Raw genomic sequence first — 24,191 nt, 5'->3', positions numbered from 1 at the left:
GTATAAAGCTACGAATTAATACATAAAAACGTATACTATCAATAGTAGAAAATTAGTAGTATAGCGTGAAGCGAAGTACCTATAAAAAAATAAAGTGCTTGTTTCCAAGCACTTTATACCAACTTAACCAACCAAATCAATTTATAATCTTTCCTTTTTCATAGCAAAAGTGATTATTTTTTGATTACTCAAATTTACGAATTGTTTACCGTTTCTAATTACAGCTTAAACAAATTTTAACATTAGTACACAGTTGTGTCACTTTGTCACCTTCCTATGCATTGGTATTTTCTTTGCTAATTTAGAATAACTTAATTTGACAAAATATCATTATTATGACAACTGGAAATATTAACGTATCTGTAGAAAACATTTTTCCACTAATCAAGAAATTCTTGTATAGTGATCACGAAATTTTTCTTCGAGAATTAATCTCTAACGCAACTGATGCTACGCTTAAACTAAAACACTTAACCAGTATTGGTGAAGCCAATGTTACGTACGGAAATCCAATTATAGATGTTAGGATTGATAAAGAAGGTAAAAAACTCCATATTATAGATCAAGGAATAGGAATGACCGCCCAGGAGGTTGAAAAATACATTAATCAAATCGCCTTTTCTGGAGCTGAGGAATTTCTGAATAAATATAAAGACTCTGCTAAAGATTCTGGTATAATAGGACATTTTGGTCTTGGTTTTTACTCTGCCTTTATGGTAGCTTCAAAAGTAGAAATCATCACAAAATCCTATAAAGATGAACCTGCAGCACATTGGAGTTGTGATGGATCTCCTCAATATACACTAGAGGCCCATGAGAAGACAGAAAGAGGTACGGAAATCATTTTACATATCGCAGAAGATTCTCTTGAATTCATTGAAGAACAACGTATTAGCACCTTACTAGTAAAGTACAATAAATTTATGCCAATACCTATTAGGTTTGGCACCCGTACGGAGACCAACACCATAGGAGAAGGAGAAGATGCTAAAGAAGAGCAGGTAGAAATTGACAACATCATTAATAATCCAACTCCCGCCTGGACTAAACAACCCTCAGAGCTGAAGGATGAGGATTATAAAAACTTCTATCGCGAATTATATCCTATGCAATTTGAGGAGCCATTGTTTAACATTCATTTAAACGTGGACTATCCATTCAATCTTACAGGAATTCTTTATTTCCCTAAGCTGTCTAATGATCTTAGTATGCAAAAGGACCGTATACAACTTTACCAAAATCAGGTATTTGTAACGGACAATGTGGAAGGAATTGTACCTGAATTTTTGACTATGCTACGCGGGGTTATTGACTCTCCGGACATTCCGCTTAATGTGTCTCGTTCTTACCTTCAGGCAGATGGAAATGTTAAAAAGATTTCTTCATACATTACCAGAAAAGTAGCTGATAAACTTTCATCGTTGTTTAAAGATAATCGTGAAGATTTTGAAAAAAAATGGAACGACATTAAGATTGTAATTGAATACGGTATGCTTTCAGAGGAAAAGTTTTTTGAAAAGGCTTCTTCTTTTGCATTGTACCCAACAGTTGACAATCAATACTTCACTTTGGAAGAGCTACTTGAAAAAGTAAAACCTCTACAAACAGATAAAGATGGTAAAACAATTCTACTTTATGCAAGTAATGAAGAAACTCAACACAGCTACATTGAAGAGGCTAAAGCTAAAGGCTATGAAGTATTATTACTAGATTCCCCAATAGTAGCTCATCTTATGCAAAAGCTTGAGCAGGAAAAGGAAAACCTTTCGTTTACAAGAGTAGATTCTGATTCCATTGAAAATCTAATTAAAAAAGAAGAGGATCGCATATCAAAACTTTCTGACCAGGAACAAGAAACACTTAAAACTGCCTTGACGGAAGCAATTCCTCAAGAAAAATACACTGTTCAGTTAGAAGCATTAGAAAGCGATGCAACTCCTTTCCGTATAACACAACCCGAATTTATGCGCCGCATGAAAGAAATGCAACAAACAGGAGGGGGAATGTTTGGTTTTGGAAATTTCCCAGAAATTTACAATTTGGTGGTCAATACAAATAGTGAATTGGCAACTCAGATCCTCACCACAAAGACTAAAGCTAAACAAGAGCGCCTAATAAAACAATCACTTGATTTAGCCAAATTATCTCAAGGGCTACTAAAAGGTGAAGAACTTACTCATTTTATCAAACGTAGTTTTGAAATGATAAAATAAGATTCTATAAATACCCTAAATTCAAACCGCTTCAATTACTGAGGCGGTTTTTCTATTTAAGCACCACCACAAAAATAGTATGCTGAGTATCAAGGTGCATTAGTCACTACCAAGTTCAACCATTTTTTTGTACCTTTAAATGAACACTATAGCATCCAATCATGAAAACACTTTTTCAAAAACTAAAATTAGAAAATCAACAAGAGATTCTCATATTAAATGAGCCAGATGGTTTTGTAGCACAGTTTCAAGAACTAGTGGGTATTGATGTTATTGAATCCCTTATACTCGTAAATAAAGTAGAATTTGCCCTTGTTTTTGTAGAAACGATTGAAGAATTCGAAAGTCAAATTATAACCTTACTCCCAAAGTTAAAAGACGATGTTATTTTATGGATTGCACATCCCCGTACAATTTCTAAAAAATATTCGACAGATATAACCGACAACTATCATTGGCCCCCACTCACTAAAGAATGTTATGAGCAGGTAAGTAGCCTTAAGGTTAATGAGGATTGGGAAGCGCTTCGATTTAGAAAGATGGAGTACCTGCAATGTCTAGAACGAAAACAAAAACAATCAAAAACTTAAAATATATGGATATTTCTAATCATCCTTGGCATTTGTATCTCATGTCTGCCATTTACATCATTGCTGGTTTATTCCATTTTATTGCACCTACCAAATACAGAGAAATTGTACCTAGATATATCCCCTATAGAAACAGTATGGTATTTTGGAGTGGTATTGCCGAAATTATTATTGGTATAGGCGTATTAATTCCTGTATTTCAAAAAGCGGCCCTAATGGCGCTTATTTTGATGCTACTCATTTTTTTAACGGTACACTTTTATATGCTAAAAAATACCAAACGCATTCCTAAATGGATACTCATGCTTAGAATCCCGCTACAATTTGTACTAATATATTGGGCATTTAGCTATCTACAGCATTAAAAACCACCTTCAAACTTAGCATCAGCCGAAAGACTATTATACTTCCTGTATTTTAGGAGAAGAATAGTTATAATGAACAGAAAAAAATGCCATCCTATTAACCCGTAATTTTTTGAGTACAAGTAAAAAAGAATGTGAATAAGCATCGCCACCAAAGTATTCCATAAGGTAATCCTTGTATACATCCCAATTAGCAGAAAAAGAGATGTCAAAAACTCCAAAAAAGGCGTTATAGTGAGAAGAATGTCAAATACAATGGATTTTTCATAATACACATAGATAAGCTGGAAATAAGAATCATAAGAAATAATATTGCCAACACCATGAATAAAAAACCATCCTCCCAAGACCAATCTAAAGAAAGTATAACACCATTCAGGATATAGAATCTTTAATCGCTGTTTCACCTTACAATTATTTATTTTTATTAACTATTATTATTGAATAACCATTATCACTTTACACCTTGAAAACAGTCGTAAACGTTACATCTCATATTCACTATTACCCTAATTTCTACACCAACGAAGAAGCCTCTTCTCTGTTTGATATATTACTTCAAGAGACACCTTGGCAACAAGATTATCTCACTATTTTTGGAAAAAGATACCTGCAACCTCGCCTTACATCATGGTATGCTTTAAATCAAAAAACATATTCTTACTCTGGCATTACCATGCAACCTCATCCGTTCACTCCTGTATTATCCCAAATTGCCGAAAAAATAGCTTGTTCATCGAAAACAAATTTCAATTCTTGTTTAATGAACCTATACAGAGATGGAAAAGACAGTAATGGCTGGCATGCCGATAATGAACCCGAATTGGGAATCAATCCTGTAATTGCATCTTTAAGCCTAGGGGCAGAGCGTTTTTTTAAGCTAAAACATCACAATGATGCTGCACTTCAACATAAAATCCTTTTAGAACACGGCAGTCTTCTACTAATGACTGGAGACACACAGCATCAATGGCTGCATACACTCGCCAAAACGGCAAAGCCTATAGGTCCACGTATTAATCTTACTTTTCGGGTAATTTTATAGATTCAGAAACGAAAAACTTAGTGAGAAGTTCATAAAGTCTTTCTTTCGTAAAAGGCTTAGTTATATAGTCATTCATTCCCACAAACAATGCCTTATCTATAGCTTCTCGTGTCACATTGGCTGAAAACCCTACGATGATAACATCCTTATTGCTCATACGAATAATGTTGGTCGCCTCATATCCATTCATCAATGGCATGTGAATATCCATCATAACCAAGTCATACGAACCATTCCTAACCTTCTCTACTGCCTCACGTCCATTCTCAACCATATCTGGTACAATACCACTGGGCTCAAGTAACTTCGACAACACCATCATATTAATTCTGTTATCATCTACAATTAGTGCTTTTAGATGAGAAAGAGATAAAGACGGTAATGATTTTTTCTTCTCTCTTTGCAGTTCCACATCACTTGTACTAGCAATTTGAAAAGGAATAAAGACCTTAAACTCCGAACCTTCATTTACGGCACTGTTCACTGCAATTGACCCTCCCATGATGGTAATAAGTTGTTCACTAATGGCAAGCCCTAAACCACTACCTTCATGTTTCTTTTTAGTACTGGACTCAAGCTGTGTAAAACGTGAAAAAATACTTTGCAGTTTACTTTTAGGAATACCTATTCCGGTATCCTTCACCATAACATCAACATCCAATTTATTATCAATAACTTTTTCTGTATATAGAATGGTTACACCTCCAGCATCGGTAAACTTTAAAGCATTCTTTAAGATATTAGCAACTACTTGTGTAAATTTACCTTCATCCCCTACCACTCTACCGCTCATAGAACGTTCAAACTCAAAATTAAAATACAATCCCTTTTCTTGAAAAGAAGGTCTAAACAGTTGAACTAAGCCTTCTACTTTAAAAAATGGGTTAAATGGGTGTAGGTTTAATTTTATTTTTCCTGACTCGATTAAATCAATTTCAATTATATCATTCACTAAGGAAAGTAAATTTTTAGATGACTCATCCATTAATTCAAGGTACTCCCTATCCTTTGGTTTCATTTCAGCATCCTTAAGAACTTGTATAAATCCAAGAATAGCATTAAGCGGAGTACGGATTTCATGGCTCATATTTGATAAGAAATCAGTTTTAGCACGCGATGCCTTCTGAGCCCTGTTTCGTTCTTTACTCAATTTTATATTAAGTTCTGAAAGCTCCTTATTAGTTTCGATTACAGCCGAATTGATATAATGCGTCTTTAAGAAAAAATAAATAAGGGCACTTATAAGAAAGGATAAAATTATACCGAAAACAAAGATGTAAAAAGGCAAGGGATCGCTTTTAAAAAAAGAAGCCCTTTGAGGTGGTACAATTGTGAGTTTCCAACTTTTCTGATCTAATGAATCAACATGTAAGTCATTCACAAAGGATAGTCCACTTGAAAGAGAGGAATCTTCACCCAATTCATGTTGGTAAAAAACAGTCCCCATTTCATCCTCTAATTTGATGGCAAAATCACCTACCCCAGCAGCAAATTTGGAAAAATTATCGGTAAAGTTCATTCCCGCAGTAATAGTACCTTGAAAGGCACCTTTAAAATAGACCGGAATATCAACAAGAAAGGCATGCCCACCTTGTGTCATTGGAGCCCATGGAGTGAAATTAATCTTTCGTTCTTTGGCATGCTTTAACCAATCTTCCTTCCTATAACTTACTTTGGAAATATCAAGATTTAATGCCCCCTCATTTCCAACATGGGGATTAATCTTCCGTATCACCATGCTGCTATCTATCCACTCAATAAATTTAAATGATTTATTTTGAGACAAAATAAGATCCGCATCATACTCCCAATAATCGAAATACTCTCCGTCCGTAATTTCTATACGATTTTTGAGATTTTCTAATGGAGCGATATCACTTTTAACTATCGAAAGAAATTCTTGAGATACCAATCGTCCTGTAAGCTCCACTTGCTCCTGTAAGTCCTGAGCTTGTGTAAAAACTGTCTGCTGCCAAAAAAAAGTAACCAGCATCATTAGTCCTACAAAAACAAGCAACGGCAATATAGTTATGCGTTTTTTATGAACGGCTTGCATCATTTAATTTATTGGGGGCTAATTAAATTGACTTTTATCAATTATAAGTTGTAAAAATACACAAAACACAATTATACTATTTCAGTTTTTTTAGGATTTTTTAGGATTTCTTTAATGGAATATTAGTACATCCCCAAAAATAAAGGTACGTAAGAAGATTTATCATTCCCACAAAAAAGAAAGGTGCCTTTACCAATTAATGTAAAGACACCTTTGTAAATCATTGTATCATACTAATTTAAAACAATTCATTTAGCACCTTGGCTAAACGAATTCCACCTCTTTGCAATTGTACATTTGCTGTATTGAAATAAGCATACATATATTGATATCCTAATTTTTCACCTATTTGAGCCGAGCCATATACTTCTTTAGCCAATGCTTGAGACTCATGCATCCAATCTAAAACCGTCCCTTCCTGAACAGCTTTTACTTCTTTTTTACTTAATACCGGCATGTTTTCCTTCATTTCAGTATAGCTCATTCCGAAACTATCAATCATTCTGGAATCCCAAACGGCATGTAAATTAGTTCCACTGTTAAACCACTGTACTTGTATATCATTCCCACCTTTGTCTTCTGATCTCCCTACATGTAAAGGTTGATGAAGATCTCCAATAAAATGAACTAATAATTTTAGATAAAAGGCACGATCATCTTTACTCGCCTTATCGTCTCTTAACACCACCAAACACTTTTCAATAGCAGTGTAAATATCACCTTTATCATTCACTGTCTCTTCTCCATAATGCTTATCTAAGGACATATTTACATAGTGCCAAGGATCCACTTCACGAAATCTTTTGTCGGATTTAATGTCATCAGCAAAGTTTGCAACCAAAGCCAAGGATTGTCCATCTAATAATTTATTTATTTCCTTTTTCGCTTTAGGTGTAAGGTACTGTGAAGCTACTTCTCCAACTACTCTATGCCCTGTTTTACCCCAGAAAAATGAATTTGCCTGCATCGCTTGAGATGCTATAAACAACACAAATAAGATTTTTTTCATACACTATAATTTTTCTCAAAAATAAACATAGTATTTAATTTAATGAAGCTATTTTTTTGGTATTAATTTATTTATTTTAATATATTTGTGATATCAAAATAATATCACTTCTCATGACTCAAGAAAAAAACATCTCCGCAAACAATGGCTATTTAATGCTATTTACCTCCTTATTTCTATTATTTGGAGGAATTTACCTATTGTTTTCCTATGAAAACGCATGGTTCACCATCTTGATATTCACAGCTATTTTTATTTTTCCTGGGTTCATACTAGTAAACCCAAATGGATCAAGGGTTTTACTGCTGTTTGGTAAATACGTAGGAACAATTAAGCAAAACGGTTTTTTTTGGGTAAACCCTTTCTATACAAAGAAAAAAATTTCACTTCGAGCTAGTAATTTTGACAGTGAAAGACTTAAGGTAAATGACAAAATAGGTAACCCTATAATGATCAGTACCATTCTAGTTTGGCGCGTAACTGATACTTACAAAGCAGCATTTGATGTTGATAATTATGAAAACTTTGTGCGTGTTCAAACGGATGCCGCTGTTAGAAAGCTTGCTAGCATGTACCCTTATGACAACTTTGCAGACGATGGTCATGATGAAGATATCACCCTTCGCTCAAGTGTTAACGAGGTAAGTGAAGCATTAGAAAAAGAAGTTCAAGAACGATTAGCAATGGCGGGAATAGAAGTATTAGAGGCTCGAATAGGATACCTCGCTTATGCTCAAGAGATTGCTAATGCCATGTTAAAAAGACAACAGGCAACCGCTATTGTTGCCGCTCGTCATAAAATAGTAGAAGGAGCAGTAAGCATGGTGGAAATGGCAATTGATGCACTAAGTAAAAAAGAGATTGTACATCTTGATGAAGAAAGAAAAGCGGCAATGGTAAGCAATCTTATGGTAATTTTGTGCGGCGACAAAGAAGCCTCTCCAGTAGTTAATACTGGTACTTTAAATCATTAGACAAACCTAAATCTAGAAAAGTAATTGTAATGGTGTTTCACGAAATACAGCGGTTTCCTAAATGGATATACGTATTGATATCCATTTCACTTCTGACAATCATCGGTATTCTATATCAAGCCTATATAGAGAACCCGGAGGAACATGCTCGCTTGGAAATTATTCATACTCTACTTTTTGTTTTAGTAACAGAAGCATTAGTTATTCTATTACTAACAACTGTACGTCAAGAGGTTCGCATTGACCCAATAGGAGTGTCATTTAGGTATCCTCCGTTTAAAAACAAGTACACAACAATTCCTTTTGAAGCTATTATCGATTTTGATCAAGACAGTTATCCTTATTTCAATTATGGTTATCATGTAGGAGGATGGAATATTATGAAGAAGACACCTTCTGTAACTATGGCTGGCTTGGATAAGGTAATTAAAATAAAATTTAACGAGAATAACCACATTCTCATAGGCACTAGAAAACCTAAAGACTTTCTAGCTGCACTTAAATTACATAAAGAAAAAAATGATGAAGTTTAATTTTCTATTGAGTTGCTTGTTTATTTCACTCTTCACTTATTCTCAGATAATAGAAGAAAAAGTAGTACTATACAATGACAGTATCGTTCTACCAGGTACCTTAACAATCCCAAGCACTACAAGCGAACCTCCTGTTGCAATTTTCATACACGGCTCGGGCAATGTAGATCGCAATGGAAATCAAGCAGGTGTAAATATTAATGCCAACTATATCAAACAGCTTTCCGACTCTCTAAACAAGTACGGAATTGCCTTTTACAGGTATGATAAGCGAACAGCTACAGCTAAGAACAGCAAATACATGACCTCCAATGTTACCATAAACAATTTTGTTAAGGATGCCCAAATAGCCATTGAACACTTTAAAAATGATCCGCGATTTTCCGACATCGTTGTAATAGGACATAGCCAAGGTTCCTTAATTGCCATGCTCGCTTTATCAGAGGATGTAACAAAATTTGTTTCGATTTCTGGACCTAGTATGAGTATTGAAGAAACATTAATACAGCAGCTAAACACTCAAGCTACAGCTTTAGGAGACAAAGCCCGAGAACATTTTACAGAACTAATGACTACAGACACCATTCAAAAAGTACATCCCTTTCTAATGAATATTTTCGCGCCAGTAAACCAAAAATTTTTAAAATCTTGGAACCAATATGTTCCAGCACAGTTAATCCATGAAATCAAAACCCAAAAGATACTCATTGTAAATGGAGATTCAGATAGTCAGGTCAGTCCTGAGGAAGCACGAATTCTTCACCAGGTAAAACCTGAAGCCACCTTAGCTATAATCCCAAAAATGAACCATGTTTTAAAGGAAATAAATTCGTTTCAAGAAAACATCAATTCCTATCATAAAGACACGTATCCACTGTCATCTAAGCTCATTGAAGCTCTTGTTGAATTCATTATTAAATAATCATGTCTAAAAAGAAAGCTTTTGCCTTACGCATCGATGAACAAATGCTCAAAGCCATTGAAAAATGGGCTTCCGATGAATTCAGAAGCACCAATGGGCAGATTGAATGGATGCTAATGCAAAGCCTAAAAGATGCAAAAAGAGACCCCAAACCCAAAAAAGAAGAATCCTAATGTCGTTTAAAATCATATTTACAGATATTGATGGCACTTTACTAGATGCCAACAGAGAACTATCCGAATCAACTATTTATCAACTTACCAAGATAAATAAGCAACACCCAATAATATTTGTTTCAGCAAGAATGCCAAAACAAATGACACACTTACAACAACAAGCGCAATTAGAAGGAAGACCACTTGTTTGCTACAACGGTGCCCTTGTGATAACCGGCGAAAGAATAGTCCATTCTACAGAAATTCCCATTGACATCCTTAATGATTTATCTCGATACAATCAAGAGATTTCAAATGAACCATTCCATATTAGCCTTTTTCATAATAATGAATGGTATGCTCCCTCCTATGATTATTGGGCACAAAGAGAAGAAAACAACACCAAAGTATCCCCAGAAATAGAAAGCAATTCCACTGTGTTAAATCGATGGAAACAAGAAGGTAAAGGAGCACATAAAGTAACCTGTATGGGAGAAGCTCATCTCATTGAAGCTGCTTATACTTATTTAAAAAAATATTACGACCAGCAACTTCATCTCTACCGTTCAAAAGACACCTATATCGAAATAGCCCCTAAGAGTGTTTCTAAACTTACAGGAATTCAACAAATACTAGGCCTAGAATACCCTTTTAAACTTGAAGAAGCCATTGCTTTTGGAGATAATTATAATGACGTAGAAATGATTGCAGCCGTAGGTCATGGAGTAGCCGTTGCCAATGCCCGGCCTGAAGTTTTGGCCGTTGCAAAGGCGACAACTCTCCACCACAAAGAAGATGGAGTAGCTCTATATCTTTCAAAGCTATTTCAAGATTTATAGAGCCACAATAAAATAATTTTCTATTTTCGTGAAAATCTAATTTTTCATGGAAAATCAACCCTTTTTTACGGACGACACCATTGTTCTAGGCATCCTCATGCTTTCCCTTGGATTCGTTTTTTACACATCATCTCGCGAAACCGGATTTTGGAATAAATTTTACAAAGTAGTACCCGCTCTACTGATGTGCTATCTTATCCCAGCAATCTTCAACTCTTTAGGCATCATCTCGGATGGTGTTTCAAACCTTTATTATGTAGCAAGTCGTTACTTACTTCCTGCCTCATTAGTTCTAATGACATTAAGTATTGATTTAAAGGCTATTTTCAACCTTGGTCCTAAAGCATTAATTATGTTTTTTACAGGAACAGTAGGTATCATCATTGGCGGCCCTTTAGCTATTTTACTTATCTCCATCGTTTCACCTGAAACTGTTGGAGGTGCTGGTCCTGATGCTGTATGGAGAGGTCTAGCCACGCTCGCAGGGAGTTGGATAGGTGGTGGCGCCAATCAAGCAGCAATGTTAGAAATTTTCAAATACAATCCTGAGAAGTATGGAGGAATGGTCTTAGTCGATATTGTAGTAGCCAATATATGGATGGCCATCTTACTTTTCGGAATTGGTAAAACAGAAAAAATTGATCGCTGGTTAAAAGCAGACAACTCAGCAATTGAAGACTTAAAAAGAAAGGTTACCCAATTTGCAGACAATATCACCAGAAACCCATCCCTAACTGATTACATTATGATGGTTGCTATTGCATTTACCTCGGTTGGGATTGCTCACTGGGGCGCAAATAGCATTTCTGGCTATCTAATCAATACTTTTGAATCTATTAGTGATAAGGAAAATGCATTATCTTCTTTTGGATCCCAATTTTTCTGGATGGTTACCATCGCTACTTTTATTGGCATTCTTCTATCATTTACGAAGGCTAAAAATTACGAAGGTGCAGGAGCAAGTAAAATAGGGAGTATTTTTATTTATGTATTGGTTGCGACCATTGGAATGAAAATGGACTTAGGGAAAATATTCGAAAACCCAGGACTAATTGCAATTGGTTTGGTGTGGATGGCGATCCATGCTGGGCTTTTAATTCTAGTCGCTAAACTTATCAAAGCTCCTTACTTTTTCTTAGCAGTTGGGAGTCAAGCGAATGTTGGAGGTGCAGCATCTGCACCCGTAGTTGCAGCTGCATTCCACCCTTCCCTAGCTACCGTAGGAGTATTATTAGCCGTATTTGGATATGTGGTGGGCACTTATGGAGCCATGCTATGTGCTTATTTAATGGAATTTGCATCCAAGGTATAGTGAGAATTACAAAGTTTTATGCATATTTGCGACCTGTTAACTTTCAAGAAATGAAAAAAATATTTGTTTGTGTTTTAGCCGTTTTGGCCCTTATATCATGTAACACCAAAGAAGATAACAACCTGATGAAGGTAGAGGGTTCTATAGAAGGACTAAAGAAAGGTAAAATCTACTTTCAGCGAGTTGAAGAAGGAAAAATTATTAATATAGACTCCATCCAAGCAAATGGCAATGGAACTTTTTCTTTCCAAACTTCGATTGAGAGTCCTGAAATTTTTTACATCTACCTAGATAAAAATGATGGAAATAACTTAAATGACAGGCTTTTATTCTTCGGAGAGCCTGGGAGCAACATTACTATCAATAGTACCCGTGATTTTTTTGAGCCTAATGCAAAAGTAGAAGGTTCAGAAACTAATAAAAAACTGGTTGAATACAAAAAGATGGTATCAAAATTCAGTGATAAAAATCTTGAACTAATTGAAAAGCATATACGTGCTATTCAAGACAAGAACTTTGTATTAGCGGACTCTTTAAAGAATGCTTCAGACAGAAATGCGCTACGAAGATATCTCTACTCACTTAATTTTGCCATCAATAACAAGGAATCATATATCGCTCCTTACATCGCTCTTTCCGAAGTGTTTGATGCTCAGTTAAAATATTTAGACACCATTAATAACTCCTTAACACCGGAGGTGGCAAATTCTAAATATGGACAAGAACTGGCTAAGTACATTGAAGAACTTAAAAAGGAACAAAACGAGAAAGAATAAACTTCCTTTACCTAATATTTAAAAGCTGCTTTATATAAAGCAGCTTTTTTATTTTATAACATTCAAATAATCACTACCTTTAATGGTATCCTTTCATGAATGACCTACTATACATTTCAAAGTTTAATTTATTAAAAACTCCACTATGAAAAAGTATGTCGTTGAACGAAATTTACCAGGCATTGGTGCCTCCAGTAAGGAAGACATTGCACAAGCCGCAACCACTTCTTGTAAAGCAATCCAGTCGATGAATCACAAAGTACAATGGGTTGACAGTTTTGTTTCTAAAGACAAAACGTATTGCGTTTATTTAGCCGAAAGTGAAGATGCTATTAAGGAACATTCTAAACTATCTGGATTTCCTGCGGATGTCATATCAGAAGTCGCTATGATGATAGATCCTACAACCGCAAACCTCTAAAAAACAAAAACCCGGATGCAAACATCCGGGCTTTCAACGCACTAATACTACTAAGATAATAGGTTTATCGCAATCGATCTACAGATTTTACAAGATCTTCATCCTTTTTTATGGCTTTATTAGCCATAACTAAAAACACGATAGAAATGATAGGAAGAAACATCCCAATACCCTTCTCAGAAACTTGCGCTTCTCCGGATAAAGTTAGTAGACGATATACAAATACTCCTAGTAAAGTAAGATTAAATATTATATTCAATCTGTTTAACACAAATTGTAATTTCCTATTTTTAAAAAGAACGATAGCCATAATCGCTAATAAAGCAGAAATCAAAAAAAGAACTAGTAACATCATCTCTTGATGTGCAAAAACTGCTCCAGAAGCTGTACTGTATACACTAAATAAAAACGGCAGTATTCCACTCATGAGTAGTACCACTAACATATATACCGTTTGAATACGTTGTAACATAGCCAGATTTTAGGCTTACAAAAATAACGCTTCTTTTGTAAAAAAATGTTTGTTTTTTAAAATAAATTTGTAATATTGCTCTATCAATTCGCAACCTACTCAATACGAGGTTCGTTTGTACTTCAAATCACAACATCTTTATCATTATTTACTTTTGAAGACCCCCAAAAACGTTTAATTTATCTTCTATTTACATGTTTGACATTTCTGATTTAAAAGAAAAAAAGCTTTCTGAGTTACAGGAAATAGCTGCAAATATCAGCGTTCCGAAATACAAAACTCTAAAAAAACTAGACCTTATATATCAAATACTCGATATCCAAGCGTCTAATCCTAAAAACACCATTACTGAAACCAAAGAGGAAAATCCTTCGGCAGAACGTAAAAACAGACGTACTCGAATAAATAATAAAGCAGGAAGCTCTAATCCAAAAGACAAGGAGCGTAAAGCAGCTCCTCAAAAGGAAACCAACACTCCTGTAGAAAAAAATCTAGAGCCTAGTACTCCAATTGAAAAAAAGAAAGTCATTGAAGTCACTACCCCAGAGGCTAAAATATCACCAACCCCTGAAACTCCAACTTCAGAGGTAAAAAACACTCCTCAACCACCTGCTGCCCCTGAAGAAAACAAAAAAAGAGAACGCCGAGAGTTTCAAAATACAAATAAGAAACCACACAACAAGCAACACCACCAAAACAAACAACAAAATCAACAACAAAATCAACATGGAAATTCTCAGAATCAAAATGAGAATTTTGATAAAGAAAAAAAGAACAGATACCGTTCTCCTGATTTTGAATTTGACGGAATTGTGGACTGTGAAGGTGTACTGGATATCATGCAAGACGGATACGGTTTCCTACGCTCTTCAGATTACAACTACCTATCCTCTCCGGATGACATATATGTTTCACAATCACAAATACGTTTATTTGGATTAAAAACTGGAGACACCGTATTAGGAGCGGTACGCCCGCCAAAAGAAGGTGAAAAATACTTCCCATTAATTAAAGTGAGTAAAATAAATGGACTAGATCCGCAAGTTGTGCGCGATCGTGTTTCATTTGAACATCTTACACCCTTGTTTCCTAACGAAAAATTCAATTTAGCAGAAAAACAAAGTACCATTTCAACACGAATTATGGATTTGTTTTCCCCAATTGGAAAAGGACAACGTGGAATGATTGTTTCACAGCCTAAAACAGGTAAAACAATGCTTCTAAAAGATGTAGCTAATGCCATTGCTGCTAATCATCCTGAAGTATATCTTATGATATTACTTATTGATGAGCGACCAGAAGAAGTTACCGATATGCAAAGAAGTGTAAAAGGAGAAGTCATCGCCTCTACGTTCGACAAAGAAGCTTCTGAGCATGTTAAGGTAGCTAACATTGTGTTAGAAAAAGCGAAGAGATTAGTGGAATGTGGTCATGATGTAGTCATCCTTCTTGATTCCATCACAAGATTAGCACGTGCATATAACACAGTACAACCAGCCTCTGGAAAAGTACTAAGTGGAGGTGTAGATGCCAATGCACTCCATAAACCAAAACGTTTCTTTGGTGCTGCTCGTAACATAGAAGGCGGAGGTTCTCTTTCTATTATAGCTACAGCTCTTACCGAGACTGGCTCTAAAATGGATGAAGTTATATTTGAAGAATTCAAGGGTACGGGTAACATGGAATTACAACTCGATAGACGCATCGCGAATCGTCGTATTTTCCCTGCCATTGACCTTATTTCCTCATCTACTCGACGTGACGATCTTCTTTTAGATGAAGTAACCATACAACGCATGTGGATTATGCGTAAATACCTAGCCGATATGAATCCTGTAGAGGCTATGGAATTTATGGAAAATCGTATCAAGCAAACAAAAAACAATGATGAGTTTTTACTTACCATGAATCAATAACACTACCTATAAATCTATTATCCAAAACCCTCTATTCGAGGGTTTTTTTTATATTAGGTAGTTCAAAAGAAGGGTTAATACTACAATTTATAGATTTTAAATGCATTTCATCGAATTTATATTACACTTAGTCGGTAATATGAAAAAAAATATTACTTTAGCAGTGTTGAAATGTTAATGAGATTAGACACCTTAAAAGATTTTAACGAGACAGACAAAACGTACTGGAAGATAATTTGCCCCAAATCAGATTAAAACTTCCTACTTACCAAAAAGGACACCAATGGTGTCCTTTTTCATTAATTACTAATTTCCATATATACATTCACATCTACTAACTCCATCCAAGACACTAGGGATATAAATAAAAAAAGCGCCCCTAATAGGAGCGCTATATACTATTCTAAATTACCGTTTAATTAAGCGGCTAATTTAGTCACATGCTTTGTTAAGCTACTTTTCAAGTTTGAAGCCTTATTGCTGTGAATAATGTTTCTTTTAGCCAATTTATCAATCATGGCTACTACAGTTGGCAACAAAGTAGCTGCTTCCTTAGCATCTTCTAAACCACGTAGCTTCTTGATAGCATTACGGGTAGTTTTATGCTGATATTTGTTTCTCAAGCGAGCCGCCTCGTTTCTTCTGATTCTCTTTAATGCTGACTTATGATTTGCCATTGTTTCTTAAAAATTGTTTTTGTTGTCAGAAACCTATTTGCGTTTCTGTTAATTTGTTTTAGTAGTCCGTAGGGGAATCGAACCCCTGTTACCAGGATGAAAACCTGGCGTCCTAACCCCTAGACGAACGGACCATTGGTACTAAGTGAATTTCACTTATTTGCTTTCAGTAATTCCTTTTAAAGAACTTTTGTAGTCCGTAGGGGAATCGAACCCCTGTTACCAGGATGAAAACCTGGCGTCCTAACCCCTAGACGAACGGACCGTTGTTTGTTTCAAAATGCGGATGCAAAAATACAACTATTTTGATACGAAGCAATAGTTTATTAAAAAAAAATCGCATTTTTTTTAATACGCTTTGGCAAACAACACTTTACGATTGGATGGATTTCCACTAAACACACAAATACCTTCCTCTTCTACACCATCTATAGGAATACAACGGATGGTTGCCTTAGTAAGTTCCTTGATTTTTTCTTCCGTTTCGGCTGTTCCATCCCAATGAGCAGATATAAATCCTCCCTTAGACTCTAGCACTTCCACAAATTCATCAAATGAAGTAACTTCAGTTATATGTGTTGCACGATAGTCTAATGCCTTCTGAAAAATCGTATTTTGAATATCTTCTAATAAATTGGATATATAGGAAACCACTACTTCTCCAGAAACGGTTTCCTTTGATAAGGTATCCCTACGAGCTATTTCAAAGGTGTTATTTTCCATATCTCGCTGCCCGATAGCAATACGAACAGGAACCCCTTTCAATTCGTACTCATTAAATTTAAATCCTGGTTTATGAGTATCTCTATCATCAAATTTAACGGATATACCTTTATCACGCAATTCCTTCATCAATGGATTAATTCGAGATCTAATGGCCTCTAATTGATCATCACCTTTGTAAATCGGTACAATAACCACTTGAATAGGTGCTAGTTTAGGTGGTAATACTAAGCCATTATCATCACTATGGGTCATAATCAGAGCACCCATCAATCGAGTAGAAACCCCCCAAGAAGTTGCCCAAACATAATCCTGCTTACCTTCATTGGAAGTAAACTTAACATCGAAAGCTTTAGCAAAATTCTGTCCTAAAAAATGGGATGTCCCTGCCTGCAAAGCTTTTCCATCCTGCATCAAAGCCTCAATACAGTAGGTATCTTCTGCCCCAGCAAAACGCTCGCTTTCAGTCTTCACCCCCTTAATAACAGGAACAGCCATAAAGTTTTCAGCAAATTCAGCATATACATCCATCATCTGTACAGCCTCAGCAATTGCCTCTTCACGTGTTGCATGCGCCGTATGACCTTCTTGCCACAAGAACTCAGCAGTACGTAAAAACAATCGAGTACGCATTTCCCAACGAACTACATTAGCCCATTGATTGATCAATATAGGTAAATCTCTATAGGATTGAATCCAGTTTTTATATGTACTCCATATAATCGCCTCACTAGTAGGACGTACCACCAACTCCTCTTCCAGTTTGGCCTCTGGATCAACCATCAGTTTCCCTTTATTATCCGGATCATTTTTTAATCGGTAGTGCGTAACTACGGCACATTCTTTGGCAAAACCTTCCGCATTCTTTTCTTCAGCTTCAAATAGACTTTTGGGCACAAAAAGTGGAAAATAGGCATTTTCATGTCCGGTTTCTTTAAACATTTTATCCAATTGAGCTTGCATCTTTTCCCATATGGCATATCCATAAGGTTTAATAACCATGCAACCTCTTACTCCGGAATTCTCGGCTAGATCGGCCTTGACAACCAATTCATTATACCATTTAGAATAGTCCTCACTACGTTTTGTTAAACTCTTACTCATTGCTATAGTTTGGCACAAATATTGCGACTTAGTTAAATATCAAATAGTTTGCGCAAAACTAACTATTTTTGTTATGTCCAACAATAAAATTTTAGTAATGATGAAGAATCTCAACCCTTTAAAAAACAATGTACACAAAGTGCTTCCGGTAGCAGGTTTTCTGCTCTTGACATCTTGTGGTTCCTTCCAAGGCGCATCATACTACGATAATGACGGAATTTATTCCTCTTCAACACTATCGGACAATTCATATGAAAGACCTGTAAAGGACGACAACAGATCTATATATAGAGATTATTTTAATTATAAAGCCCAAGAATACGAAGCAATAGCCAACGAAAACGATAGTTTATATTTTACGGATATTGACAATTATTCAGGGACCGGAGATTACGACCCAAATTACGAATCCGACTATAATAGTTATGCCGGGTGGGGAGATAACACCACGGATTTCTCTATAAATATATACAATAACAATTGGGGATGGAACCGTTGGTATAGAGGATATAATTATTGGAACTCAGGATGGTGGGGATGGAATGACCCTTGGTACTGGAATTCTGGATTTGCATGGAATGGATATTACAATCCTTATTGGGGAGGATACTATGGGATTGGTTGGAGCCACTACTACCCATCGTACTATGGATGGTATGGTGGAGGATACTATCACTATCCACACTACAATTACTACAGAAGTAACAATGTGGCCTACAATACAGGAAGACGAGGCAGCTATTCAACTGTAGGCTCAAGAACTACCTACGGTACTCGTAATGTAGCGACTACTAGACGCGCTTCAACTACTACTAACAGGGCTTACACTTCTGCAAACAATAATCGTACAACTAGGGATAGTTATTATAACTACAATACCGGAAGAACTCGTGTTAGTGTGGATGGTACTACCAATAGATCACGAACCAGTACTGCGAATCGTAGCTATAACTCAACAACTTCCAGACCAAATACGACGGTAAACAATGTGCGTTCAAGAACCTACTCACCTTCTAGTTATCAGAATAGAAGTAGGACCTATACGCCAAATAACAGTGTTCCTACAACTCGTAGAAGTTCAAACTATACACCATCATCTTCCTCTAGAAGCTCCAATTATAGTGCTCCTACTCGAAGCAGCTCCAGCTCTTCCAGAAGTTCAAGCAGTAGTTCAGGTGGACGTTCTAGTTCAGGAGGAAGAAGAGGAGGCTGATCCATAGCTTACTAACATTTATGCCCATATTATATCTACAAATCAGATAATTATGGGCATTATTTTTCGTTCTTAATCAAAAAAAAACATTTACACATGAAAAAGGTTTTCTCTTTCTTAATAGCTGCATTAGCAGTTTCTACCACCCAAGCACAAGACATAAATGACGCCTATCGTTATTCAAGTGAGCAGTTAGGGGGTACAGCAAGATACAGAGCGCTAAGCGGTGCTTTCGGGGCTTTAGGTGGTGACCTATCCGCGATGTCTGCCAATCCAGCTGGGTCAGCTGTGTTTTCCACAGGAGAAGTTGGTGCCACATTTGGAAATAGCAGCATTCGTAATAATTCACTTTACTTCGGAACTTTAGCAACTGATTCCAAGTCTAAATTTGATCTTAGTCAAATTGGTGGTGTCTTGGTCTTCAACAACCAATCTAAAGAAGCTAATTGGAGAAAAATTGCTGTAGGTTTTAATGTGGAAAATTCAAACAGCTTCAACAACAATGTATTTGTTGCAGGATTCAATCCAAATAATTCAATAGACAAGTATTTTTTATCTTATGCCAATGGCGTAACTCTTGACGACATCGAAGTATATGATGGGGAAAATGTTACGGAGGTCTATCGTTGGTTAGGAGAAAATAGAGGTTATGGAGCTCAACAAGCTTTCCTTGCCTATCAAGCTTATCTCATAAATCCAATATCTAATGACCCAGAAAACACCCAATATGTCTCAAATGCTTCATACGGCACAGTAGATCAAGAGTATTTTATGGCAACCACTGGATATAATTACAAAATAACATTCAACTTTGCCACCCAATACAAGGATAAGCTATATCTGGGAGCAAACTTAAACGCTCATGCGATTGATTTTTCCAAATACACCTACCTTTCGGAAATAGGATTTGCATCTAATTCAACGATACAGGAGATTGGTTTTGAAAACGATCTAAAAACTTATGGATCTGGATTCTCCTTTCAATTAGGAGCTATAGCCAAATTGTCTGATGAATTAAGAATTGGTGCCACCTACCAATCCCCTACCTGGTATAACATAAATGATGAGCTGATTCAATCACTATTTACTGTAAGTGAGGTAGACAATGGAGACGGAACGTTTACGGAATTCACCGATGTTGTGGAACCCAATGTGATCAACATCTACGAAACCTATAAATTAATGACCCCGTCCAAGATTACTGGAAGTCTCGCCTATGTATTTGGAAAATACGGCCTAATAAGTTTTGATTACAGTAGAAAAAATTATGCCAATGCAGAGTTTCGTCCAACAAGTGATTCTTATTTTAGAGATCAAAATTCAATCATTTCAAACCAATTAAAGGATGCATCTTCATACAGAATTGGTGGTGAATTACGCGTGGACAATGTAAGTCTTCGCGCAGGTTATCGACTTGAGGAAAGTCCTTATAAAAACGAAAGAACAGTAGGAGAACTTAACGGATACTCTCTTGGAATAGGCTATAATTTTGGCGCAGTTTCTTTAGATATTGCTTACGATCACGCCAAGCAAGACTCATATCGATCCCTATATAATGTGGGACTTACTGATGCCGCTACCACCTCAAGTAAATTCAACAATGTAATGATGAGTATAGGAATTAAACTTTAAGTATTATCCATATCAACTTAAAGAAAGCCGCTCTTACGAGTGGCTTTTCTTTTTATCTTTTAAGACTAAAATGACTCCTAAACTCACGTTTTGAATTATCACTTGGGTCTGTATAAATAACTTTAAACCAATAGTCCGTAGATGGAAGCATTCTTCCGTTATACGTACCATCCCATCCAGGGCCTGTTGGATCCAATTGCTTAATAAACTTCCCATACCTATCAAACAGATAGATTTCTGCTGACGGTTGGTTTTCTAAACCTATTATATTCCAATTATCTGTATACCCATCGCCATTAGGAGTGAAAAAGCGTAAATAGTCCAACACCAAAGCCTCCACCACAAGTTCTCCACAACCATTACGTTCTCGAATGGTAATAAAATGTTGACCTGGAACCACATTAGTAAAAACGCCTGACATCTGATACATTCCGTTATCTAATCGATACTCATAATCTCCTGATTCCCTTACCACTACTTCTATAGTATGATTTCCCATAAAAGCTGGAGATTGTCTAATTTCTGGGGTAAAATCAGGAACGGATGCTAGAGAAACACTCGTTGTATTACTTGTAAATATACATCCTGTCATGGTATCGGTAATTAAGACATAATAATCTCCAGGAGTAAACACAGTAATAGTAGGTGTTGTAGCGCCATTGTTCCATTGATACAAAATGTTATTCCCTAAATCCGCTCCTAACAACACCCCATTGGTGTCGTCCGAACATAATATCACATTGGGAGGCAATGCCACAAAAGGTTTTGGCAACACCTCTAATTCTAAAGTTGTACTCCCTTCACAACCTGTATCTCTATTCCTAGCCCTTACATACACCATTTGCGGATTCGATGTATTGGTAAAGGACGAAGGACTATTAATCTGGTTACTTAAATTACTGTCTGTGTAAAATGAAAATTCAAAATCAGCTGAATTTCCAGAAGACAGTAAGTCATCAGAAACAGCCATGAGATCAAACACAGCGGTATTAGCGCCATTGGAAGTATCACATTCCTGCATTTGAGTTCCAGTCACCAATTGAGGGCTTGAAGCTATATGGAGGTTAAATGCATATACTTTATAACAATTTGTTGTGATTTCCTCCACCCTAGCTACCAATTGCTGTGGATTACTCGTATTTGTAAAAGGATCGGAAATTGGAGAAATCCCATTTTCCGCATCACTTACATTCAGATGGTAGGTAATTGAGTACCCGGATCCATCGGCTCCTTCTAAAATAAAATTATCAAATTCCGTTAAAGGAATAGTTTCTACCTCATCTGTGTCAACTTCACAATAATACATGTCTGAACTTGGTGAAAATGGTGGTAGTGAATTTACTGACAAGGTAAGAGTCGTTTGAGCACTACATCCTTGTGCATTTTCAATGGAAACATAAACCACCTCTGAACCTGCTGATGTATTCGTATAGGTATCAGGAGCTAAAATCGGTGAGTTGAGTTCAGAATCATGATAGTAGGTAAATACAAAATCGATTTCATTTGAAGGTGCTACTATTTCAGCTTGAGCAGTTGTAAGATCAAATACAGCATATCCATCCTCTGAAGCATCATCACACTCGTTTATGGTTACGGTTTGAACCATTGGACTAGTGGCAACTACTAAATTAAAGGAGGTAACCGACCTACATCCGGTACTTACGTCCTCCATCCTAACCCATATTACTTGAGAAGAAGACTGATAGGGACTCATCAAGTTACCAGCTCCATTTTCTGCTTCATTTTGTGTGAGGTGATAGCTAACCATCACATCTTGTCCATCTGCTATTTCTACATCCTTGGAGGTTAAATCAAAAACAGCCTCCCCATCTCCATCAATGTCACACAAGGTATAATTAGCAATAGGTACCACAGTCGGATTGGCTACAAAATCAATTTGCACTTCTTCACTTTGCACACACCCTTGCCCATCATCCACAGTTACTGAATACAATCCGCTTTCTCCTTCCACTACCGTATATTGAGGTGAAGTTTCTGAATTCAAAAGGACCCCATCTTTAAACCATTGATACGAAACTGATGAACTACTAGCAGTGGCATCAAGAACTACTCCTCCTGTACCTTCACAGCGTTGCTGGTTTGGTCCCAAATCGGGAATGTTATAAGGCCTGTTAACGACAACTGTAGTTTCATCAAAAAACACCTCCTCTTCCAAATCACAATTTGTATAAGTAATCTTTGCTCTGTAGGTAGTTGTGACTTCAGGAGAAACCGTAATGGATTCCGTATCCCCGACAATATTCCCACTATCATCCGACCATTCTATGCTATAGTTAGGATCCCCGTTGGGTGTAAATCGCCATGCCTCGTTAATGCCAGTCCCCCCCCACTGACCATTGTTTCTTTGGTCAGGTGTTACTGATCTTATCGCATCCATATCCTGAATTCCAATTACAGCACCCCCCATTTGCCAATCATCACATATAGGCTTATCTTGCACATATACTTCTATTATGTTAGTTGTCTCATACATGACCATCATAAAAGTAGATGTCAAATCATTACATCGATCATCATAATGAGCAACATTAGAAAAACTCACTACAAATGCTCTACAAGGTGCTACTCCCATAACGTCCCAGGCTATATAAGGCCCATCCGCTTGATTAGCATTAATAGTAGGATCCAAATCATGAAAAACACCAAAAATATTCACCTCTGCCATTGAAAATTCAGTGTTTGGAAGCGTAAGATATTCGGTCCCGTTTATCAATTGAAAACTATTTTGATCAGGACCTGTACTCTTTTCTTTAAACGTCATATTACCATTAGAACCTACCTGAATATTATCATGGATCCCTTCAAAAAAGCAAAAATTAAACGGCAAGTCAATAACATCAGACCAGACATCATCCAAACCTACACTTATTGGATTTGTAGGTGACCCTGGCCCTCTGTAGGGAAAGGGAGGATTATAAGCAATGGAAGAAACATCATAACTAGTGGTAAGACCTGTACGGACAAAATCAACAGTCAAAGTAGCTGAAGAATTATTACAGTCAAGTGTAATGTTGTTGCCAGCATCAACCACTGGACAAAACGAGGTTTGACCATAGTTAATAGCGCAAGAAAACACTATTGTTGTAAGAATCAGCAAGAAGCGAGGCAAAATCTTCATAAAAGGCTGGTTAACAAGCGAAATTTAAGAAATATTTACGAAACTCCTCCTACAAAACCCTTAATTTATCAATTTCTGTCCTCTCATATATTCCTTTTAATAGCT

Annotated in this window: 22 protein-coding genes and 2 tRNA genes; 15 read left to right on the top strand and 9 right to left on the bottom strand. The window is 36.4% G+C overall.

Going from position 1 to position 24,191, the window contains the following annotated elements:
• Window positions 1-335: 335 nt before the first annotated feature.
• The 3 genes from htpG (at window position 336) to PT603_RS01075 (ending at window position 3,168) form a co-directional block, all read left to right on the top strand.
• Window positions 336-2,213 (top strand): molecular chaperone HtpG, encoded by a 1,878-nt coding sequence (gene htpG / locus PT603_RS01085; RefSeq protein WP_008238149.1) that lies wholly within the window; start codon window positions 336-338, stop codon window positions 2,211-2,213.
• Between the two features lie 161 nt (window positions 2,214-2,374).
• Window positions 2,375-2,803, top strand: coding sequence for a hypothetical protein (locus tag PT603_RS01080; protein WP_008238151.1), 429 nt, complete (start codon window positions 2,375-2,377; stop codon window positions 2,801-2,803).
• Window positions 2,804-2,808: 5 nt separating this feature from the next.
• A complete protein-coding gene (locus PT603_RS01075; RefSeq protein ID WP_008238156.1) occupies window positions 2,809-3,168 on the top strand; it encodes a DoxX family protein in 360 nt (119 codons plus the stop codon).
• Here PT603_RS01075 and PT603_RS01070 read toward each other — a convergent pair.
• Window positions 3,165-3,575, bottom strand: a complete 411-nt coding sequence (locus PT603_RS01070) for a DoxX family membrane protein (protein ID WP_008238158.1) — start codon at window positions 3,573-3,575, stop codon at window positions 3,165-3,167. The genes PT603_RS01075 and PT603_RS01070 overlap by 4 nt on opposite strands.
• Window positions 3,576-3,634: 59 nt before the next feature.
• Here PT603_RS01070 and PT603_RS01065 point away from each other — a divergent pair, with 59 nt between their 5' ends.
• A complete protein-coding gene (locus PT603_RS01065) occupies window positions 3,635-4,213 on the top strand; it encodes an alpha-ketoglutarate-dependent dioxygenase AlkB family protein (RefSeq protein ID WP_008238160.1) in 579 nt (192 codons plus the stop codon).
• Here the strand turns inward: PT603_RS01065 and PT603_RS01060 are convergent.
• Together PT603_RS01060 and PT603_RS01055 are read right to left on the bottom strand one after the other, a co-directional pair.
• Entirely contained in the window at window positions 4,191-6,272 is a 2,082-nt protein-coding gene (locus tag PT603_RS01060; RefSeq protein WP_081483481.1) for a response regulator, read from the bottom strand. The two genes, PT603_RS01065 and PT603_RS01060, sit on opposite strands and share 23 nt — an antisense overlap.
• Before the next feature lie 235 nt (window positions 6,273-6,507).
• Window positions 6,508-7,278, bottom strand: coding sequence for a S1/P1 nuclease (locus PT603_RS01055; RefSeq protein WP_008238165.1), 771 nt, complete (start codon window positions 7,276-7,278; stop codon window positions 6,508-6,510).
• Between the two features lie 113 nt (window positions 7,279-7,391).
• On the opposite strand from PT603_RS01055, the gene PT603_RS01050 reads away from it, so the two are divergent.
• The 8 genes from PT603_RS01050 to PT603_RS01015 all read left to right on the top strand — a co-directional run bounded on the left by PT603_RS01050 (window position 7,392) and on the right by PT603_RS01015 (window position 13,210).
• Entirely contained in the window at window positions 7,392-8,252 is an 861-nt protein-coding gene (locus tag PT603_RS01050; RefSeq protein ID WP_008238167.1) for an SPFH domain-containing protein, read from the top strand.
• Between the two features lie 29 nt (window positions 8,253-8,281).
• Complete coding sequence (locus PT603_RS01045) at window positions 8,282-8,785, top strand: hypothetical protein (RefSeq protein ID WP_008238168.1); 504 nt, start codon at window positions 8,282-8,284, stop codon at window positions 8,783-8,785.
• Entirely contained in the window at window positions 8,772-9,707 is a 936-nt protein-coding gene (locus PT603_RS01040) for an alpha/beta hydrolase (RefSeq protein WP_238531011.1), read from the top strand. The genes PT603_RS01045 and PT603_RS01040 overlap by 14 nt, the downstream gene beginning before the upstream one ends.
• Window positions 9,708-9,709: 2 nt before the next feature.
• Entirely contained in the window at window positions 9,710-9,880 is a 171-nt protein-coding gene (locus PT603_RS01035; RefSeq protein ID WP_008238172.1) for a type II toxin-antitoxin system antitoxin, read from the top strand.
• Entirely contained in the window at window positions 9,880-10,701 is an 822-nt protein-coding gene (locus PT603_RS01030) for a Cof-type HAD-IIB family hydrolase (protein WP_008238174.1), read from the top strand. Before PT603_RS01035 ends, PT603_RS01030 begins: the two co-directional genes overlap by 1 nt.
• Before the next feature lie 46 nt (window positions 10,702-10,747).
• The gene (locus PT603_RS01025) at window positions 10,748-12,013 is read left to right on the top strand and encodes a DUF819 family protein (protein ID WP_008238176.1); all 1,266 of its coding nucleotides are present in this window, start codon (window positions 10,748-10,750) and stop codon (window positions 12,011-12,013) included.
• A 50-nt stretch (window positions 12,014-12,063) separates the two neighbouring features.
• Window positions 12,064-12,789: a DUF4369 domain-containing protein gene (locus PT603_RS01020; protein ID WP_040488643.1), complete on the top strand. Its 726-nt coding sequence runs from the start codon at window positions 12,064-12,066 to the stop codon at window positions 12,787-12,789.
• Window positions 12,790-12,934: 145 nt separating this feature from the next.
• Window positions 12,935-13,210, top strand: coding sequence for a DUF4242 domain-containing protein (locus tag PT603_RS01015; RefSeq protein ID WP_008238180.1), 276 nt, complete (start codon window positions 12,935-12,937; stop codon window positions 13,208-13,210).
• A 64-nt stretch (window positions 13,211-13,274) separates the two neighbouring features.
• Here the strand turns inward: PT603_RS01015 and PT603_RS01010 are convergent, their stop codons facing one another.
• A complete protein-coding gene (locus PT603_RS01010) occupies window positions 13,275-13,682 on the bottom strand; it encodes a DUF4293 domain-containing protein (RefSeq protein WP_008238181.1) in 408 nt (135 codons plus the stop codon).
• Between the two features lie 194 nt (window positions 13,683-13,876).
• Between PT603_RS01010 and rho the strand changes: the two genes are divergently transcribed.
• The gene (gene rho / locus PT603_RS01005) at window positions 13,877-15,598 is read left to right on the top strand and encodes a transcription termination factor Rho (protein WP_008238182.1); all 1,722 of its coding nucleotides are present in this window, start codon (window positions 13,877-13,879) and stop codon (window positions 15,596-15,598) included.
• 419 nt (window positions 15,599-16,017) lie between these two features.
• Here rho and rpsT read toward each other — a convergent pair whose 3' ends face one another.
• The 4 genes from rpsT to proS all read right to left on the bottom strand — a co-directional run bounded on the left by rpsT (window position 16,018) and on the right by proS (window position 18,102).
• Complete coding sequence (rpsT, locus tag PT603_RS01000; protein WP_008238183.1) at window positions 16,018-16,275, bottom strand: 30S ribosomal protein S20; 258 nt, start codon at window positions 16,273-16,275, stop codon at window positions 16,018-16,020.
• Between the two features lie 62 nt (window positions 16,276-16,337).
• Window positions 16,338-16,409, bottom strand: a tRNA-Glu gene (locus tag PT603_RS00995).
• A gap of 59 nt (window positions 16,410-16,468) precedes the next feature.
• Window positions 16,469-16,540 (bottom strand) — tRNA-Glu (locus tag PT603_RS00990).
• An 83-nt stretch (window positions 16,541-16,623) separates the two neighbouring features.
• Window positions 16,624-18,102 carry a proline--tRNA ligase gene (gene proS / locus PT603_RS00985; RefSeq protein WP_008238184.1) on the bottom strand — a complete coding sequence of 493 codons (1,479 nt, stop codon included), beginning with the start codon at window positions 18,100-18,102 and terminating at the stop codon, window positions 16,624-16,626.
• A gap of 97 nt (window positions 18,103-18,199) precedes the next feature.
• Here proS and PT603_RS00980 point away from each other — a divergent pair, with 97 nt between their 5' ends.
• The gene (locus PT603_RS00980; RefSeq protein ID WP_155805559.1) at window positions 18,200-19,315 is read left to right on the top strand and encodes a hypothetical protein; all 1,116 of its coding nucleotides are present in this window, start codon (window positions 18,200-18,202) and stop codon (window positions 19,313-19,315) included.
• A gap of 96 nt (window positions 19,316-19,411) precedes the next feature.
• A complete protein-coding gene (locus tag PT603_RS00975) occupies window positions 19,412-20,947 on the top strand; it encodes an OmpP1/FadL family transporter (RefSeq protein ID WP_008238188.1) in 1,536 nt (511 codons plus the stop codon).
• Window positions 20,948-20,999: 52 nt separating this feature from the next.
• On the opposite strand, the gene PT603_RS00970 is transcribed toward PT603_RS00975, so the two are convergent.
• Complete coding sequence (locus tag PT603_RS00970) at window positions 21,000-24,086, bottom strand: T9SS type B sorting domain-containing protein (RefSeq protein ID WP_008238190.1); 3,087 nt, start codon at window positions 24,084-24,086, stop codon at window positions 21,000-21,002.
• Window positions 24,087-24,191 lie beyond the last annotated feature (105 nt).

Source organism: Imtechella halotolerans, from assembly GCF_028743515.2.
GTDB lineage: Bacteria > Bacteroidota > Bacteroidia > Flavobacteriales > Flavobacteriaceae > Imtechella > Imtechella halotolerans.
The sequence above is the reverse complement of the archived record's forward strand: the minus strand, read 5'-3'. Positions and strand labels throughout refer to the sequence as shown.